The following is a 19,651-nucleotide window of genomic DNA, read 5'->3' on the forward strand; positions in this document are numbered from 1 at the left end:
CTGTCACCAGTTTCCCATACAGATGGGGTGGGCGGTCGGATGCGGCAAACAGAAAGAGGTAAACCTTCTGAAAGCAGGAGGTATTCCTGCCCGATTTCGGATGTCAACTTTCCGGTTCCCTCTACGCAGAGGGATTTTCTGCTTCAGGCAGGGCTACTATGCTGTATATCGCACCTTCCCTCCTACAATCGTAGATAGGGTGGAAATCTGGTCAATCTGCTCCGGCGAAATAGCAAAAATATCTTTATCCAAAATACTGAAATCTGCGAGCAGCCCTGGAAGGATGCGTCCCATCCTGCCTTCGGAAAAACCTGCATATGCGGCGCCGGTTGTATATCCACTTAGAGCCTGAAGAAGTGTCAGCTTTTGCTCGGGCATCCATCCTCCTGGATTTTTTCCATCCAGCGTCTGACGCAGAACGGCAGCCTTGATGCCGGTGAAAGGATCAATAGGAGCAACTGGCCAGTCCGAACCGCAGCAGAAACGCGCACCCTGATCCACGATGGAGCGATATGCGAAAGTTCCTTTCAAGCGCCCGGGTCCAATACGGCGAACGGCCCATCGGCCATCGTCAATGGCATGATAGGGCTGGATCGAAGCGATGACATTTTCCTTTTTGAACCGCCCTATATCCCTGATCTGCATACTCTGGGCATGTTCCATGCGAAAACGCCGGTCCCGGAAGCCATTTTGGTCCTGCACGGTCTGGAAGATGTTGAGGACGTCATGCGTGGCCTGATCTCCAATCGCATGAATGGCGACCTGAAAATTATGCCTGTCAGCAATCAATGTCCATTCCAGAAGATCTTTGAGTGGATGAACACGGACTCCACGTGAAGAGTGATCATCGTCGTAAGATTTCTGGAACAATGCTGTCCTGGACCCCAGAGAGCCATCGGCAAGCGCCTTCAGCCCCCCCCATCTGACCCAGTCGTCTCCCCAACCGTGTTCCTGAACCTGTTGAAGCAGACGTTCCCAATCGGACAAAGGAACAAAAGAATAAAAACGCAGATTGGTTTCACCCTGAGCCCGCAGACGCAGGAGGCTCTCATGGGTTCTCCAGTCCAGTTCGGGACAATGAACTTTCGTAACGCCTTTGCTCAGAGCCAGTGCGATGCCCTGACGCATGGCATCGTCAATCTCTTTGGAAGAGTATGCAGGGATTGCGGCTTCCACCAGGCTCTTGGCCGCATCTTTCAGAAGACCGGTCGGTTCGCCATTCCGGTCACGCACGATGACACCGCCCGGAACATCCGGAGTATTGCGGTTAATACAAGCAAGACGCAGCGCAGCTGAGTTCAGCAACAGCATGTGAAGATCATAGCGGGACACCGATACCGGCACATCGCCCGTTGTCTTGTCGAGCCAGCTCTTGTCCGGAAGCGTACCGCCCCACTGGTCTGCATCCCAGCCTGTACCCAGAACCCAATGTCCCTTGGTAACATTTCGCGCACGAGCGGCGATCTGATCGACCAGCATTCGCGGGGTCCGGGCGGACCGCAGATCAAGTTCGGTCAGCGCCAGAGACGCTAGGGAAAAATGTGTGTGGCAATCTGTCAGCCCCGGCATGACAAATGCCCCCTGAAGATCAACCACCCGCGTACGCTTTGAGATCTGCGCCTTTACGGCATCGATCCCTACACAAGCGATATGCTCTCCCGTTATGCCAATCGCACTCATGGATGGTCCGGCAGAATAGCCATCCCACACCATTGCATTGACATAGGCTGTATCGACGCCTTCCCACGAAGATGCCGCAATTGCAGGAAATCCCAGAGCTGGCAATGCACAGCCAACGCCGGCACTCAGAAAATCGCGTCTCTTGAGCATGCGTCCTTTTCCTCTCGGAAGGGTCTTTCATGGCCCTCCAAATAGATGCTTCGGATTCGGGTACAGGCAATCAGTTTTTCAGAGATGCCAGTTCAATGTGAAACCAATCAGGCGCGGAGGCAGGAGATAGTACTGGTTGACCAGCGCACTTCCGTTATCATAACCCATTGTAATTCCATGAGAATTACCAACATTGTTGACATAGACGCTCGCGCCGAACTGTCCCTGTGGCGTGTGGAACGTCCCGGACAGACGCAGATCAACAGTATTGTAATTCCCGGTCATCAGACTGTTTCCCAGAAGTCCCGGGGCCGAGCCGCGATAATGATGAATGACCGAAAATGTCGGTTCCATGGACAGATTGGGAACAGTGTAACTCATGATCTCGCTGAACTGCCATTTGGGACTGGAAGCAAGCTGGGATCCTCCTGCGATGATTCCACCAGATGTTGTCACCGACTGGTTTGTATGAGCGTCATCATAGGTCCCGTTGACCCGCAAAGTCAGACCATCGATCGGTGTGACCCATGTTGCGCTGAGTTCGGCACCCCGACTGATGGCCGAGCCCACGTTTGCACCATAAGTCAGACCGTCCCCTCGCAGCAGTCGGGCCTGCATGTTACTCCAGTCAATCCAGTACAGAGTGGGTTCCAGAAGCAGATGGTGATGAAACAGGTTCAGACGCGCACCGACCTCATAATTCATGAGACTGTCGGATCTTGTTCCTGTCGGTGTCGGGTAAGCGGCATTGTAAATGACGGAGTTAGGAGTACCGAACCGATATCCTTCAGAAAACAGGAAATAAAACATCATCGCCTTGTTGGGCTCATATCGAAGCGCAACCTTTGGCAGCGCACTGGTTTGGGAGGTGGATGACGCCGAGCGATAAAGCGAAGTGCCGTAGGATGCATAGGCGAGATAGCCAGGCGTTTCAGTAGAAGCCCTTTCGGCAGCATTGAACACGCGCGCGCCGCCCGTCACCGTCAGGCCTTTCAACAGAGTGTATGAAAATTCGCCGAAAATCGATTTTTCGGTACCATCATAATTTGCCGTCCCCCAGTACCAGCTATCTGGCCCCTGCGTCAGAGACGAAGCAACTGATGATCCGTACAGGCCACTGAGATAAGAGCTCACACCTGACGTCGAAACATTGTCCTCGATACGCTTCCACGTCTCATAATAGGCCCCCCCCAGCAACCAGCTGAAACGGCTGTGTCCCCGGGAAGCGAGACGGACTTCGTAGTACATGGATTTACTGTCGCCCGTTTCATTGAGCGTCGTATTTCCTCCTCCCATGGAAGTCCCATAATAAGGAGTATAGTCCGTTGTTGCATTCTTGCCTTTACGCAGAAATGCCCCCATGGCGTTCAACGTCGCAAACGAAAATTCATGATCATACCTCAGTTCATGCATCTGAATCTGAGTACGCAGTGGCTCTTCGACCTGACGCGACTTCTGATAGTCTGGCATGGCTATCAACGAGTACGGATCATCTGAAATATCAGAACTTTGTGCAAGATAGGTATAGGCCAACTTGTCTTTATCGGTGGGAGTCCATACGACGCTGACACGGGCGTTTCTTGTATAACTGGTGTTTGTATTTGTTCCGATACCGCGGTTGGTAATGTACCCGGGATCCTGGCGGTAATCCAGAACGCCCCGAACGGCCAGTTTCCCCTTGATGATGGGGATATTGAACATACCTTTTTCGGCATACCCCACTTCATGACCAGGCATCCCGACAATCGATGACTGCGCAGCGGCATCGATTTTACTACTGTCGGCTTGATTGGGAATGTAATCGATGGCACCCCCTAAGGTTGCCGAGCCGAAGAGCGTACTCTGTGGCCCGCGGAGTGCCTCGACCCGCGCGACATCGAACGTATCGATATCAGGTACGGCAATCGCAAAACCGGGTTCGGCGAGGGGAATGTCGTTCAGGAAGTAGCCGGTTGTTCCCTGCCCCTGATCAAGACCGGCTGTTGTTGCAATGCCACGGAACGTAATGGTCGAGAGACCAGGGAGGGACTGGTTGAATGTCGCGCCAGGAACCTGCGAGATATAGTCGGCATAAGACTGGGCGCCGATTTTTTGCAGAAACTGCCCCGACAGAACCGTCACGGAGTTTGCCACATCATGAGTGGACTGACGCCGGCGCTCCGCCGAAACCGTGATTGTTTCCAGACCACCCTGTACGTCCGCCGGATGGGCTTCAGCAGGAGCATGCGCCCCGGATGCCTTGTGGGAGGACGTTTTGGGCGGTGTCTTCAGACCGTGTGTCGCAGAGGGCAGGTCCTGAGCCAGCAGAGAAGCTGGAGGTGCGCATACTGCCGTCAGGAGGGCCAAACGGAAGGCGCTCATGCGTTTGGAACAGAGACCGGTCACCCGAACATTTTTAAGCTCTCGTGCAAGCATTTCTGGGAACCTCAGAATAGAGTTGAATACTTTATTGTTTTTACGTGAAATAATCAGAGATAATGCTGAAGCCAGGACAGAACCTGTTGCTGCACATCGATCTCCGTATTCATTCCGACACTTCCACCAAACCAGTGAGGTGCCCCCTGATAATGAACAAGGCGTACAGGTTTCCCCTGCTCATGCAGCGCTGCGTAGAACATACGGCTCTGAACGGAGGGAACCCGGGCATCTGCGTTGCCATGTAGCAGAAGCACCGGAACCGTTACCGCTTTGGCAAAGGACAGTGGGGAATGGGCTGCATATTCGGCCCGATGGGTCAGCGGATCGCCAAAATAAGGGGAAATGAAACTGAACCCGACATCAGTCGCCACGGCCATTGATTCCAGATCGGAAATTCCGGCACCCGCGATAGTGGTTCTGAACCGATCATTATGACCGGCCGCCCACATCCCCATGAAACCGCCATAACTCCAGCCTCCCAGAGCCAGATGTCCGGGATCGGCAATGCCGCTCTGTTCGAGCATGTCCACGCCGGAGAGGATATCTTGGTAATCCTGCCCGCCCCAGTCTCCACGGTTCGCCACCGTAAAAACAGCGTTTCCTCCTTCGGAGCCGCGCGGGTTTGGCATGAAGACGGCAATGCCGTGGGATGCCAGCATGCGGGCCCAGTTGTGCCACGATCCAAGCCAGCCATCGTACCATGCTTCTAGGGGCCCTCCATGCACCTGAACGAACAGGGGAAGAGGTTTGCTGGACGGCGCATGAGGGGGAAGGACAAGGATCCCCTCCAGATCCAGACCATCCCGCCCTTTCCAACGGACAATCCGCTGCTCACCCAGATCCCAATCGCTGACTTCCGGATTGGTCTGCGTCAGAACATGCCCGTCTGCCCCATGATAGAGCCAGACCTCACCCGGTTGCTGACGTGTCGAGGCCACGACCGCGATGTTTCCTGCATGATCTTCTGAAAAATCGAAGATTTCTCCCTGTAGGGTGGCAAATGGTTCAACACGGTCATCCGTCGTCGCGACATGTGCCAGAGCAGTATCCAGTCCCCGGAATCCCAGAACTGTAAGTCCTTTGCCATCCTGATCCCAGACGGCTCGTAGAATGGCACCGCCCCAGTCACTTCCTACCGGATGCCTGGTACGGGTCTCAAGATCATAGAGCGCAACACGCCCACCGATCCCGTCGTCCGCAAAATAGCCATACACAAGCTGATGCCCATCCGGCGAAAAGGAAGGATGAACGGCCGTGGCATGCCCCGGCAAGGACTGAAGAAGCCTTCCGTCAGTCGAAATGACCGAGACCGTGGAACGGTACCAGAAATAATCCAGACCGCCTTCCTGTCCTGTGCGCAGGATCAGACGCTGACTGTCGGGTGCCCAGTCGACATCGAATATAAAGGGCGCGAAAATCGGCACCTCACGCACTCTCATATGCGTAAGATCCAGAATGAACAGATGAGACACGCCGCTCTCACCTTCCACCTGCCCCACCCGTGACGGAGAGGCAGGCTTTTCCCTAGTGATGATCGCAATGGAGCGTCCATCCTGCGACCATTGGTATGTGACCGGACTTCCGGTCATTCCAGTGACATGGGTGACCGCTGCCTGCCCGGGTCTTGCAAGAACCAGCTCTGGCTCCCCGGATCTGACTGTGTTTCGGAGCAAAGCCAGCATCTTCCCCTCAGGAGACCAACGGGCTTCATGGTCGCCCGGGCTGGTGCCTGGAAACCTTATGGGAGGATGGTGTCCGTCAGTCGCAACTTCCCATAGGATCGGAGGAGTGGGAGTATCTTTTTTCGACGGATCAACGCGCTCGTAAACAATCGTTTTGCCATCTGGTGAGATCTGCGCGTCCTTCACATTGCGCAGAGAAGCGATATCTCGTGGAGAGATTGCCCCTGCTCCGGTATCGGTTTTCCCGAAAGCGGAAGGGACCGTCAGAGCAGTTGCCAGTACCCCACAGATCGCCGCGTTGCTCAGAGCGTGTTGCAACAGCCTTTTCATGGAAGAAGCTGTCCTGTCTGGCAGGCGATTGGCAGTCGTCATACGCAAGGCGATCCAGCTCCCCGGGTTAATGTACCAACCCGGACAGGATGCCTGTAATCATTGGCCTATCAGAACATCCAGTTTTTACTTTTCAAAGGGTCCATTGCGATATCGTGATGTTGTCTCATGCGGTACTGCTGGCTTCCCCCATCCTGAGCAGCACCTCGCGTGCTTCCGTTTCGGTCATGCTCGCAAACCCGATCCGCAATCCCGAAACATTCCTGCCCGATGTGGAATAGGATTCAGACGGCGCGAAGCGCAGTTGCATGGACGCGGCATTGGCCTCTATCCGTGTCAGGCATTCTGGATCCGCAAACCGCACCCAGAATGCGAGACCTCCTTGCGGCTTGGAGAAAGTAATCTTCTGCCCGAAAATCTCATGAAGCATGATAGCAAAGGCATCACGCCGACCCGCATAAATCCGGGCGGCCTTGCGAGCATGCCGGCGAAGCTCTCCTTCCTGAATAAGGGTCGAAACTGCCGTCTCCGTGATGATGCTCCCCATTCCGTCCAGTACCGAGATGTGATGGGCCAAAGCTTCGATAACTGGTGCCGGCGCTACAATATAACCCAGCCTGAGCGCCGGAAGGACCAGTTTCGATAACGACCCGACATAGACAACATTTTCTGGCGCGTAACTTGCCATAGGAAGCAGGGGCTGGGAGTGAAAATGGAACTCGTGGTCGTAATCATCCTCAAGAATGGCAAAGCGATGGCGGCGCGCCAGCTCGATCAGATAAAGTCTTCGCTCCGGACGCAAAGATACCGTTGTTGGAAACTGATGATGCGGCGTCAGAAACACCAGAGAAACACGTTCGCATTCGCATAGCCGGGAAAGAGCCTCTACATCCACCCCATCCTCATCCAGCCCCACACTGACCACGCGCGCGCCAATCGCCCGAAAGACCATAACAGCGGGCTCATAGGTCAGGTCCTCAACAACGACGGTATCTCCAGGGCGCAGAATGGTCAGGGCGGCAAGGAAAATTCCATGTTGGCTTCCTCGCGTCAGGCAGACATTTTCCACATCAGTCGGAAGCCCCCGCTCTGTCTTGAGCATCGCCGCAATGACTTCCCGCAATTCCCGAGAACCACGCGGGTCACCGTAAGACAGAGTATTGCTTCGGGACAGACGCGTCATTGCAGTACGAAAAGCACGAGCCAGAACATCTGCTGGAAACAGACGACCGTCAGGCGAGCCTTCATCGATTTTATGAATATTTTTCTCGTTCAGGACGGCCAGCGACCGTGCAGGGGGAGCCCTAAAATCGTAGAATGGTGCTTTTGTATCCAAAGCCGAAGAGCAGTTCGTTCTGTCTTTTGGCGCTGGAGTGTGCATACCAAAGGCCTCAGAAACCTTTGTGCCGCTCGTGCCTGCACTTTCGATCCAGCCCTGAGCGATCAACTCGTCATAGGCCAGTACGATCGTCTTCCGGTTCACCGAAAGCAATTGTGCCATGGCACGCGTGCTGGGAAGAAACTCCCCCGGCGCCAGTCGTCCACGTTCAATGTCATGCACGATCGCATTGGCGATCTGGATGTAGATCGGTAACGGTGACTCGTTATCGAGCCGAACATCCAGATGCATCCGCCATGGACGAAGCATGTACGGCCTCCCGCCTGATGAAACAACGTCCGGAACATTTCTATCACCAACTCGTTTCGTTCCCAAGAGCCCCGCATGGTCCCCCATCAATTCGAAAACTGGCTCTTGTAGGGAAATGTCAAACAGTCAAACCTGACTGTTCATTTCTTGCCATGCGCTGAATACCATTCTCTGGCTCTTGGCCAGTGGCAGATACCAGATAATGATGAACCAGACGGTCCATATTGATGTTCAATCCTGCCTTACAGCTTATCCGTGATTATCCGCTTGCTGCGATCACGGGAATTTCTGCTTATCCAGGTCTCCCGGTTCATATTCCACTGATTGCAAAGACGGCAGGGGATCCAGAACGGATCACGTCCCTCATCGGCCATATGGCAAAGCGCAACGTATTACCTCAGGCCTTACAGAAAACTCAGGAGGTAGGTATCCTGTTCTGTGGTCCTGAAAGCTATATTACTCCCAATCTCTTGACGGACCGTTCGTGGATCCCGACGTGGAATTATGCCCGTCTCTTTGTCTCGGGGCAGATAACATTCTGCCCCGAATTAACACAAAGCAGCCTGGAAATCCTCATTCAGGAAATGGAGCACAACGAGCCCTCGCCCTGGAGCATGGAAGAGGCTGAAAACCGCATTGAAGGGTTGAAAGAACACATCATCGGTTTCTGTGTCGAAAATCTGACTCTTCACCCCATGTTCAAACTTGGCCAAGATGAAAGAGAAGACATTTTCTCTCAAATAATTAAAAATCATGGTAACAATAAACTTACAGAATGGATGAATAATTTCCGCAACACATCCCTTTAACAAGGTAATTATAGCCGGGATTTAATAGGGGTGTTATTTCCATTTGTTTTCAAAAAGAACATTACGAGACAGAAGCCTCATGGGAGCGCCACAACCACGCATCCCTTCCGTACGCCAATATAGCGATCACAGGTTTCACGCGTGACGCTGAGCCAGAAGTTCGTGATCAACGTGAAGACGATTGTAAAATGGTGTAAGCAGCCGACAGATGAGGGTTGGGAAATCGGCCCCAAAAGCAGCTACGTTTGAGATCCTGACAAAACCGAGGCAACAAAATGGTCGCCTTTCGTAAGCATACCCTGCTTCTGATCGGTGATGGTAGGCAACTTCGTATTCTTCCCGCTTTTGGTGCGGCCGATCAGAAGCCCCGGGACCTGTCAGGGCTCTTTGGAAAAGTGGCGCAGACGATCGATCTGTTCATCCATCCGCCAAGACAGATCGCTTATCTTCAGTCTCATCACAGATGCCTGAAACAGATTTTTCGCAGTAAATCAAAGGGTCCGGAGACTATCGTTCGATGCGTTGCTCTGTGGATTTTTCATATTCCAGATCCAGCAGCCGTGACATCTTGTACCGCTTTGTGAGAATGTCCGTTTGAATTCGCGCTCAGAATATCGCGCCACAGGTCAAACGCGGCAGGCATCAGCCGTCGTCCCGCCCGCACCGCAACATAGCGCTGAAACGCGTTGGCAATTGGATGATCCAGAGGGACAGCACAGACGCGATTGAGATCGACATAATCCTGGGCCGCGCCTTTCGTCATGAACGCTATCCCCAGATTATGCGCCACGAGCGACAGCGCCGTACCAAACATGTCGCATCGAAACGCTGGGAAGTAATTGAGCTGTCGATCCTCCAGAATCGCATCGACATAGGTCTGGGCTGCAAAATGAGGCTGGAAGAAGATCAGGGGACTGCTAACGATCTCCTCGATGGTCACCTTCTCCTTTTTGGCCAGAGGGTGCATCACCGGAAGAATTGCGCATAGCGGTTCGGTCTGGAATGGCCGTGCATTCAGGATGGGATCCCGCGCCGCGCCTGCGTAGATACACACGTCCACTTCATCATCACGTACCATCTGGACAAGCTGCGGCAGGGCCGCCGTCCGGATCTCGATGGTGATGCCAGGATGACTGGCTACGAATTTGTGGAGCACCGCCTTGATCAGAACGGTGACCAGCCCTTCTCCGCTGCCGATGGTGACATGTCCGCGCTCCAGAGTGCGGTATTCCTGAAGGCTGGCCTGAAAGCGCCGCGTCAGACGCGCCCGTTCGAGCCCGTAATTGCAGACGACCTTTCCCATCTCGGTAAGAACCGTGACCCGTCCGCTCTTCATCAGCAGACCGAGATTGAGCTGGTCTTCGAGAGCCGCGATCTGACGGCTGATCGTAGACGCATTGACCCCGGTCGCTGCTGCGGCCGAACGGATACTGCCGAAGCGTGCGACGGCGTCCAGATACTGCAGGGTTCGTTCGCTCAGTTCGTGTCTGCCAAACATCCTGCTTCTCCGTTGCATTGGACGCAACATTCTTGCGCCCGTTACGACATAGATTCAATCGGTTTTTAATATTTCAATTAGGCAACAAGTTTGTGCCCGTCAGGATGGCGGTCTTGCAATTCGCTCGTAAAAGCAGATGAGCCCATAAAGGAAGCTTTTCATGGTGCTGCGCGTTCTCTCACGGAATTCCAAACTCACAACCGCTCTGGTATTCGGTACGGTCGGGGCAACTCTTATTCCCGCCGAAGCAGCACAGACGCATTCCACCCGTTCCACCAAGCACCCGCTGACGCATGCCACGCCCCCGGCACACAAGAAAAGTGCGCCTCATGCAACATCACGGATGGCAACGGATACTGAAAACATCAAGATTTCGGCACGGAAACTTCCGACACGCTTCAATACAGAGCAGCATGTTGGCTCATCCACAACAATGATCAGCGCTGAAACTCTTCAGCAGCGCGCAGTCATTACCACCACCGATATTCAGAAACTGGCTCCCAACCTGCAGATTGAAACGCAGTACGGTTCGAGCGCACTGAATTTCCACCTTCGTGGCGTCGGTTTCAACGATCTGACCATGAATAATACGCCATCGGTCATGCCTTATATTGACGGTGTCGCCTATTCGATTTCGTCAATGACCTCCGGCCCTCTTTTCGATATTGACAGCATCGGCGTTGACCCCGGCCCCTCCGGCTTTACCCATGGTCAGACCACAACAGGTGGCGAGGTCCGCATCACGACGAAAGCCCCGGAAAAGCAGTTCCATGCCGGGATTTCCGAGGATTTTGCCTCTTACAACCGAAGCAAGACGGACGCTTTTGTCACCGGTTCCATCACTCACAACCTTCAGTACCGTCTGGCGGCCGAGTTGCTCGAGGGGGGCGGATATTACACAAGCCGTGACACCGGACAGTCACTCGGCGACCAGCATACAGGCGCCATCCGCGGCAAGCTCGCCTGGCAGCCGGATGAGAATACGGATGTCAATCTGACAGGATACTGGTCCCTGAACCGTTCCGAAGCCCCCGGCTTCAGAATCAACAACAATCTCTCGTCCTTCGCGGGACAATACGGGCGCGACCTCGGGTATTATCAGACGGGCTGGGACATCAAGCCTGCTTTTGCGAAGCTGATCGGCTATCATGACACGAAACCTGACTTCAATGACCTGAACTGGGGCTTTCACCTGGCGCTGGCGCATCGTTTCCGTTTCGCACAACTTGATATTTCCAGCGCCTATGATGCCGTACAGCTTCATGAATATCAGGATCAGGACGGTATGCTGTACGCCACAGCAGATAACTACCGTACACAGGTCGCCAATTCCTTCACGCAGGAAATCAGCCTCCATGACCTGAAGGACCGTTCACACCGCTTCAGCTGGGACGTTGGCATGTACTACAACCGGGTCATGCAGAAGCAAAGCAATTACTATGATTTTACGGATTATGCCCTGCGTGGATACATGTCCGAAACCAGCTTCAGCTCACCGCAGGAGACTTTCAACCAGTATGTGACCTTGGGATACAAGGTCCTGAAAAACCTGCGACTGGTCGGCAGCATTGCGCATGAATCCGACTCACGCCAACTCGTTGACCTCACGACCATCCATTTCGGGCAGAACGATCTCAACTTTGGAACACATGGCGCGCTGGCGAACCAGTTCACCGGCAAGGTCGGGATCGAATATCAGGTCACGCCCACCAGCCTGCTCTATGCGGATGTCCGCAAGGGCATGAAACCGGGCGGATTCACGGCGAACAACACGGTCGTTGCGCAGCAGGCACAGCCCATCAAGCCTGAGACCATCATGGCTTACGAAATCGGAACGAAAAATGACTTCTTTTCCCACCGCCTCCGCCTGAACGGCGCAGCCTTCTACTATGACTACCGCGATCAGCAGGTTCTGGGAAATATCGTCATCCCCAGCTACGGCTCCGTGGGATCGTATGTCAGCGTCCCCCGTTCAACGATCTGGGGCGTCGAAGGCTCAATGGAAGCCCATCCCACCCGGGATCTGACACTCACACAGGTCGTGGGGTATCAGAGAGGCGTTTACGATCAGTTCCATTCAATCAATGCCTCACAGGTGAATGCCTATTACGTCAAGACCGGCATCTGGAAGGCCTTCTACAGCGACTATCATGGCGTCGACAGTGGCATTCCCAAGATCTCGATGAACGGATCCGCCATCTATGCATTCCACATCACGTCCCGCTATCATCTGCTGTTCGATGTCGATTATTCGTATCGTGGAGCGGAAGGCCTCATTCCTGGAAATCCGCCCTACCGGACCGTTCCGGCTTATTTCCTGCTGAACTCGTTCCTGACGTTTGAGCCCGTTTCGAAAAAATGGTCAGCCACCATCTATTCGACCAACCTTGCCAACCGGAAATATGATCTCACACGCTCTCAGGCCACGAACGTGCAGACCGCCATTTCAGGTCCGCCCCGCTTTATTGGTGGTCGCGTGAATTACAATTTCTGATGACGCGGAACGTATCGGAAAGCCGAAAAGGGCATTGCGCATGAAAGACAGAAAAACCGTCAGGACCATCGCTGCCGCGACGATCGGCAATGCGCTGGAGTTCTTTGACTTTACTGTTTTCACTGCTTACGCAGCCTATATTGGCGACTATTTCTTCGGAAGTACGGACGATTATGTCCGTATTCTTCAGGCCGTCTCCGTGTTTGGTCTCGGTTTTGTCGCCCGCCCTCTGGGGGCGCTCCTGATCGGCTATTACGCGGATACGCGGGGCCGCAAGGCCGCCATGACGCTCACGCTGGTGTCCATGTGCGTGGGATCACTGCTGATTGCCATTCTTCCCGGCTACAAGACGATGGGCATTGCCGCACCTGCCCTGCTTCTCGTCGCCCGCCTGCTTCAGGGATTCTCCGTCGGCGGGGAAATGGGGCCCGCTACGGCATTTCTGGTCGAGTCCGCACCCGATACGAAAACCTCCCGTCGGGCGGCCTCCTGGCAGCTGGCCAGCCAGTCCTTCGCCACCATTGCGTCAGGTCTGCTGGGCGCAACGCTGAGCCTGCTCCTGACCCACCACGAACTTGCAAGCTGGGGATGGCGTATTCCCTTTGCGATCGGCGCCATGATCGGTCCGATCGGACTGTGGCTTCGGGGCGCCCTGGAAGAGACCCTCGTCCCTGAAAAGAGCGATGCCCATCCACCCCATATCCTGTCCGTCTTCACCCGGATGCCGGTCGAAGTGCTGTCCGGAATGCTCATCACGGCAGGTGGAACGGTCCTGCAGTATTTCTTCCTTTACTGTGCCCTGTTTGCAGGAAAAAACCTGCATTTCCATGCGCTTCCGGCCCTGTCGGTAAATATCGCGATCGGGGCCGGAACGGCATTCGGCGCTATTGCCAGCGGCTATCTGGTCTCAATGGTCGGTCAGACAGCCATTGTCGTGACCTGCCGTATCATTCTGGCCTTTACGATCGTGCCGGTCTTTATTCTGTTTTCCCATGGCGCGGGGTTTCCAACCGTCTTCTCGCTCCTGGGCTTTCTCGCCATTTTCCATGGCGCGGCGTCCGGAACCGGGACAGGAATCCTGACCCGCCTCTTTCCCATGCCTGTCAGAACGGTCGGCGTAGGCTGTGCCTATTCGCTGGCCGTCACAATCTTCGGCGGTTCGGCCCAGCCTATTTTCACCGTGATCATTAACCGCACGGGAAGCTCCGTCTCATGGTGCTTTTATGTGGTGATCATGGCCCTGCTGTCCACGGTTCCATTTCTGTGGATGAGGAAACGCCTGCGCGATACGCCCTCCATCCTGGCGGCCACCGCGCACACACCCTGATTTTCCATCTCTCTGAAAGCATTTTTCATGCAGATGTTACCTGAAGCCCTGTCCTCGTTTCTCACAGAACTCAAGGAATGGGTCAGCATTGAAACGCCGACAACAAGCCCCGAGAAGGTTAACGAACTCGGACGGCTGATCATGACCCGCGCCAAGGATGCCGGTCTGGCAGCCGAAGTCCACAGCGGCAACAAGGACACACGCGGCGCCCCGCTGGGAGACCACATCGTCCTGTACGATCCCGAGCGGATGTCGAACGAGAAGGGTATTCTTCTTCTCAGTCATATTGATACCGTACACCCCATCGGGACCCTCGCTCATACGCTGCCCTGGAAAAAAGAAGGAGACAGACTCTACGGGCCTGGCATCGCCGATATGAAAGCAGGCGTTCTGCTCGCTTTCAGGGTTCTGGCCACCCTTTCGAAAAAATCACATCTGCCGATCCGGATGCTGATCGTGTCGGACGAGGAAATCGGCAGCCCGTCGTCTCGCCGCCTCATTGAGGAAGAAGCCGCCAAGGCACAATATGTCCTCGTGACGGAACCGGGACGCCCCGGTAATGGCGTCGTAAGTGGCCGCAAAGGCGTAGGACGGTATTTCATCACCTGCCATGGTCGCCCGGCACATTCCGGCCGGGCTCACGCCGAAGGCCGCAGCGCCATCCGGGAGCTGGCCCATCAGATCCTCGCCCTTGAAGACATGACAGATGAAAGCCGCGGCATTACCGTGAATGTCGGGCTCATTGACGGTGGCACAGGCGCCAACGTGGTGGCGGAACACGCGTCTGCCGTTGTTGATCTGCGCGTTCCGGATGAGGCCAAAGGGACAGAAATGAACGAGCGCATTCTGGGCCTCAAGGCTGTCGATCCGGATGTCGAGCTTACCGTCGAAGGGGCGATCAACCGCCCGGGATATATGAAGGACAAAGGCATTACGGCGCTGGTCGAAAAGGCAGAAACCATCTCTCGTGCTGATGGACAGGCCCTATTCGATCTTTCCACCGGCGGCGGCTCGGATGGCAATTTCTCCGCCGCCATGGGCGTTCCCACGCTGGACGCGCTCGGCATTGTCGGAGATGGTGCCCATACCTTGCAGGAATACATCGAGATTTCCAGTATCCCTGTAAGATGGAACCTGCTCACAGAACTGGTTCTTCAGAAATGACAGTCCGTTCCCCAAGCCCGTTTGGAACGGGCCTGGGGAACCACGACATCAAAAAACAAAGGTGACCCCGTTTGTTCGGACAGTCTTGGGGGTTGAATAAGCTATACCCGATTGATGTCATGCTGCCATTTTGACGGCATTGCTGCTGACCATCTTGTCCGGGGTTAACCCCGGACAAGATGGCGTTGATTCGGTATGATACGCCTCATGGGGCGTGCGCCCCCCCAGCCCCGTATGCGGACGTTGCCCGTTATAATAGGCGATCCACTTCGCGAAGCCCGAACGGAGATCGGAGCCAGCCTCAAAAGTATGCAGGTAGACACATTCGTGTCTCAGTGACCGCCACAGACGCTCGATGAAGACATTGTCCAGTCACCGGCCACGACCGTCCATGCTGATGCGGTTCTGATGTTCATCCAATACTTCGGTGAAACATCGCCAGATCCCGCAGCAGATAGGGATATTTCCGGTGTTCAGAAGGCGGCACTGTCGTGCACGACTTCTGGTGGATCGCCCGCAGCCCCATATTTGCCATGAGCCTGCCGAGCCGTTTTCGGCCGATTTCGTGGCCCAGACGCCGAAGATGACGCGTCCCCTGCCATGACCCGGAATATGGCGTCTTCCGGAGTTGTGCGTGGATCAGCAGCATCAGCGCCAGGTTCGCGCATGCAGCTTCTCCACGTCAACCGGACTCGTCGATGCTGTTGCCCCCCTTCCCGGAAAAGATACCCGCTATCCCCGCGATCGCTTGGCGTTTCCATTGGGCGATCATCGTCTGATGCCCATCGTGCTTCGACGCCAACTCCGCCAGGATCTGCTGATCCACGGGATCCTGCCGGTCATTCCATCACGCAAAGGCTGCAAGGCTTCCCGAAAACAGATTGGCGGCGTTACGGGGGCCGCAACCGCATCAAGCAGATGTTCAACAGGCTTAAACAGATACGCCGTATCGCAGCACGCCACGACAAGACCGCCCTGTCTTTCAGGATCTTTCTCAGTCTCGCCGCCACCAGGCTCTGGATCAGGTCTCTTGTCAACGCGACCTAGTCCATAAGTTAATTCAACGTTTGCCGTTTCGACATGCAGTCAATCCATTCCCTGGGCTGCCTGATACCGTTTTGCCAAGACAATCCAAGTAATCAAGCGCAAATGGCATTAAGAGCATCTTTCAGTGCCCGCGGGTCAAACATCCCTCTCCGACCGATGAACACAAGTCGAGTATCTGGATCGGACAGCGCCTTCTCCGGCGCCAGCCCGATGGTAATTCGAGTTCCCGTCATCTGTAGCAGCAGTGCACGCCGCGGAGCAGTCGCGAGATAGAGGATGCCTTTTGCGCGAAGAAGAACCGGAGCATGTCGCTCGATCACCGCGCGAAAGCCCGTCAGGTCCACAGGAGATTCCCGCCGCCATTCAAGGCTGACGAAATCATCATCCACATCCTCTTCTTCAATCCGGAAAAGAGACTTTTCTGTTTCTCCTTCCAGAGGACGAAAAAGGACCTCATGGGTCAGGAGACTATCCGAAAAAGGCAGCGCCGGTATCCCGCCGCTGATCGCCCGCAGCCTTGCTTCTGCTTCCCGAATGCCAGCCTTTCCAAGTTCGTCCGTATGGGAAAGAACGATTATGTCCGAAGACAGGATCTGCTCTTTCCAGAGAGGATCTTTTGTAATCCCGCTCTGCGCGATCACATCGAGTGCATTGACGACACAGAGCACCCCTTCCAGAGCCGCATATTGCCAGAGGATGGGGTCTGCCAGCGCCCTGCGCATTTCCTGAAGCTTCGAAACCCCGCTGCACTCGACAAAAATTGCCTCCGGCAAGGGACTGCGAGACAGAAGCATCCTCAGCGTGGAGAACAGATCAGCCTGCAAAGAGCAACAGATACAGCCGTTCCTGAGCGCCAGAACGTCCTCATTCCGCCGCTCCACCAGCAACCCGTCAATATCAATCGCTCCGAAATCATTGACGAGAATGGCAAGACGCCGGTGCTGCTGCGCCCTGAGGAGCCGGTTGAGCAGCGTGGTTTTCCCGGTGCCAAGAAAACCGCCCACCACATGCACCGGAACAGCCGCAGCCTCTCCCAGACCAGCTTCCCCGCTCACGCCACCCCGCAATGCCCACGGACGGGCTGTCCCGGAAAAGCGTCCCGGTTGAGTTCGCCCTCGGCAATCACGAACTGACCATTGACCAGAAGATGACGAACCCCTTCCGAAGGACGGTTCATTGCCGCGAAATCTGCCCGATCCGTAAGCATGCCGGGATCGAACACGACAATATCGGCATCACATCCTTCCTGAAGCCGCCCCTTCCGGCGCATCTGCGGGGATACCGTCTCCAGGATTTTTGCGGGACCAAGCGAACAGCGCCGCATGGCCTCACATAGCGAAACCCTGCGGCGCTCCCGCAGATATTCGCGCAGGAAACGGGAGAATGTCCCCGACGAACGGGGATGAGAAACCGCCGTCTCCGGCAGAGGCCAATCCAGCCCCTCGTAAACGGAGCCATCCGGAAGCGTCCAGGGCATGGCATCCGATGCGAGGACCCCGCCCGGATAAAGAACCGACACATCCAGCAGATCCTGCGCCGAAGGGTCACTCTCCACATCAAGAAAATGCCAGAGCACGAGCGTATCGGGCCGCTCCCGCTGTACGTCCAGAACCTCTTCACGGCTTTCGAACCGATGCCCGTCATCGACCCGCTGGATTGCCGTATAGGGACTGCCGGTCCGCTCCCTGAACGCCGCCTCGCCAAAATGCGGCGACCCGATCACCGTGGAACCCGTTCCATATGGATAGGCCTCGACTGTGATGTTCAGCCCCTGCTTCTGTGCCGTGGAGACAAGCTCGGCCGCCTGCCGGATATCGAGAAGGCTCGTGCTGTTGAAATGGCAGATATGCATGTGCGCGCCGGTCGCGCCCGCATAGCCGATCAGACGGGTATAAGCCTCGATGGAACTGCGCGGATCGATATTCGAGGAGTAGGCGATATGCGTATAGGTCGGCACTTCATGACGCTTCGCCAACGTACACAGATCCACGAGTTCCTTCGCCCCGACGCCGGGAACATAGGCATGGGGAATACCGATCCCCAGTCCTCCTTCCAACAGTCCCTGCCCGACCAGCGACAGAATATCCCGCAGTTCCGAAGAACTCGCCGTATTCTCGCTCCACCGGGGGTCATCATAGCACTTCCCCATGAACGAAAGAGACGGCTCCACCGGCCGACCGATCATCGCGCTGATCCGCGCAAAGGCCCACGCAACCGACGCCCCGTAATTCAGAACCCGCCCCTGTTCCTGCTGGCGGGCATACCAGTCAGAAACCGGCAGAATCCCGACTTCCAGTTCCAGAGAGGTCGTCACCCCGTCAAACGCCTGCATACGATCGGAGGCCACACATTGCCCATGGGCGTGAAGGTCGATGAAGCCGGGCGCGACCACGAGCCCGGTCGCATCGATTTCACGCCGCGCTTCACCGGCAACAGCACCAACACGCTGGATGGTCCCGCCCTGCACCGCTACATCCCCGACCTGCTCCAACCCCGTTTCAGGGTCAATCAGCAGGCCGTTGCGGATCACGAGATCAAACACGTGCTCACCCCTTCACGACATGCGGACCGTCCTCAGTGAGACAGGTCCGGAATTACGACCAGAAGATCCTCGAGAGCGGGTGCGATGGCGGACACAGGTGTGCGCTCGTTCAGACCATGCATGAAGGAGTCCGAGTTCTTGATGAAGATCGGGCTGATCCCGTAGCTCGGCACATCATGAAAGCGGAACCACATGCTGTCACTGGCCCCCGAAGACAGCGCGGGGAAAACGGCAACTCCCGGATAGGCAACCTGCATCCCATGTTCGATCGCCCTGATCACATCCGGACGCATCGGAGACGCGGCAGTCTGGACCGATCCTTCCGTTGCATCCTCGATCTTCATGGACGGATCCTGCGCGGCTTTCCGCAGTTCTTCCATAATGGTCGCACGCGGGTGGCCCGGAAAAATCCGGCAGTTGATATTGGCCGTCACCTTCTGCGGCAGGGCATTCAGCGCGTGCCCTCCGTCAATCATGGTCACGACGCAGGTCGTCCCGATCCGGCCGATATAAGACGGGTCTGAAGAAAGCGTACGAATGGCCTTTTCGTCCGCAGGGTTTTTCGCAAAAGCCTTCATGGCGGCAGCCATCTCCGGCTTCTGCCAGCGCGCGGCATTCAGAAAATAGCTGCGGCTGAGCTCGTTAACTTCCGGTTTGAAACGATACCGCTGGATCCGTAGAAGATCAGCCGCAAGCTCGTCGATCGCATTGACCGGACGCGGCTCGGAGGAATGTCCCCCTGGATTGGTCACGGTCAGGCGGAAATCAGCATAATTCTTTTCCGCACCTTCCCAGGTAAAATAATCTGGCTTGCCCGTCTTCTCATCGAGCGTCCCGTTCGCGCCGTCCATGTTCAGCACCA

Annotated in this window: 13 protein-coding genes and 1 pseudogene; 4 read left to right on the forward strand and 10 right to left on the reverse strand. The window is 55.5% G+C overall.

The genetic code is table 11. The features are described from left to right. Window positions 1-156 precede the first annotated feature (156 nt). The 4 genes from ABF859_RS13520 to ABF859_RS13535 form a co-directional block, all read right to left on the reverse strand. Window positions 157-1,830, reverse strand: a complete 1,674-nt coding sequence (locus ABF859_RS13520) for an amidohydrolase (protein ID WP_415528231.1) — start codon at window positions 1,828-1,830, stop codon at window positions 157-159. Between the two features lie 78 nt (window positions 1,831-1,908). Then, window positions 1,909-4,245 (reverse strand): TonB-dependent receptor, encoded by a 2,337-nt coding sequence (locus ABF859_RS13525; protein ID WP_415528232.1) that lies wholly within the window; start codon window positions 4,243-4,245, stop codon window positions 1,909-1,911. A gap of 53 nt (window positions 4,246-4,298) precedes the next feature. Then, window positions 4,299-5,837 carry a prolyl oligopeptidase family serine peptidase gene (locus ABF859_RS13530; RefSeq protein WP_415528233.1) on the reverse strand — a complete coding sequence of 513 codons (1,539 nt, stop codon included), beginning with the start codon at window positions 5,835-5,837 and terminating at the stop codon, window positions 4,299-4,301. 589 nt (window positions 5,838-6,426) lie between these two features. After that, the gene (locus ABF859_RS13535) at window positions 6,427-7,890 is read right to left on the reverse strand and encodes a PLP-dependent aminotransferase family protein (RefSeq protein ID WP_415528234.1); all 1,464 of its coding nucleotides are present in this window, start codon (window positions 7,888-7,890) and stop codon (window positions 6,427-6,429) included. Window positions 7,891-8,135: 245 nt separating this feature from the next. On the opposite strand from ABF859_RS13535, the gene ABF859_RS13540 reads away from it, so the two are divergent. Then, a complete protein-coding gene (locus ABF859_RS13540; protein ID WP_415528235.1) occupies window positions 8,136-8,717 on the forward strand; it encodes an FMN-binding negative transcriptional regulator in 582 nt (193 codons plus the stop codon). A gap of 538 nt (window positions 8,718-9,255) precedes the next feature. Here ABF859_RS13540 and ABF859_RS13545 read toward each other — a convergent pair. Continuing rightward, window positions 9,256-10,215, reverse strand: coding sequence for a LysR family transcriptional regulator (locus ABF859_RS13545; protein WP_415528236.1), 960 nt, complete (start codon window positions 10,213-10,215; stop codon window positions 9,256-9,258). 160 nt (window positions 10,216-10,375) lie between these two features. On the opposite strand from ABF859_RS13545, the gene ABF859_RS13550 reads away from it, so the two are divergent. The 3 genes from ABF859_RS13550 to ABF859_RS13560 are packed head-to-tail and all read left to right on the forward strand — an operon-like array spanning window position 10,376 to window position 15,200. Then, entirely contained in the window at window positions 10,376-12,709 is a 2,334-nt protein-coding gene (locus tag ABF859_RS13550; RefSeq protein WP_415528237.1) for a TonB-dependent receptor, read from the forward strand. Between the two features lie 40 nt (window positions 12,710-12,749). Next, window positions 12,750-14,036: an MFS transporter gene (locus ABF859_RS13555; protein WP_415528238.1), complete on the forward strand. Its 1,287-nt coding sequence runs from the start codon at window positions 12,750-12,752 to the stop codon at window positions 14,034-14,036. A 27-nt stretch (window positions 14,037-14,063) separates the two neighbouring features. Further along, a complete protein-coding gene (locus ABF859_RS13560) occupies window positions 14,064-15,200 on the forward strand; it encodes a M20 family metallopeptidase (protein ID WP_415528239.1) in 1,137 nt (378 codons plus the stop codon). A gap of 117 nt (window positions 15,201-15,317) precedes the next feature. Here the strand turns inward: ABF859_RS13560 and ABF859_RS13565 are convergent. The 5 genes and pseudogenes from ABF859_RS13565 to ABF859_RS13585 form a co-directional block, all read right to left on the reverse strand. Further along, a pseudogene (locus tag ABF859_RS13565) lies at window positions 15,318-15,840 on the reverse strand (integrase core domain-containing protein); the annotation flags it as partial. A gap of 42 nt (window positions 15,841-15,882) precedes the next feature. Then, on the reverse strand, window positions 15,883-16,026 hold the full coding sequence (locus ABF859_RS13570) for a hypothetical protein (RefSeq protein WP_415528240.1): 144 nt from the start codon (window positions 16,024-16,026) through the stop codon (window positions 15,883-15,885). Window positions 16,027-16,339: 313 nt separating this feature from the next. Continuing rightward, a complete protein-coding gene (locus ABF859_RS13575; protein WP_415528241.1) occupies window positions 16,340-17,302 on the reverse strand; it encodes a CobW family GTP-binding protein in 963 nt (320 codons plus the stop codon). Continuing rightward, complete coding sequence (locus ABF859_RS13580) at window positions 17,299-18,789, reverse strand: amidohydrolase family protein (RefSeq protein WP_415528242.1); 1,491 nt, start codon at window positions 18,787-18,789, stop codon at window positions 17,299-17,301. Before ABF859_RS13580 ends, ABF859_RS13575 begins: the two co-directional genes overlap by 4 nt. Window positions 18,790-18,821: 32 nt before the next feature. Further along, window positions 18,822-19,651, reverse strand: an 830-nt coding sequence (locus ABF859_RS13585; protein WP_415528243.1) for a peptidase dimerization domain-containing protein, incomplete at its 5' end; no start/stop codon positions are given.

It is taken from the genome of Gluconobacter sp. (assembly GCF_047722525.1).
GTDB lineage: Bacteria > Pseudomonadota > Alphaproteobacteria > Acetobacterales > Acetobacteraceae > Gluconobacter.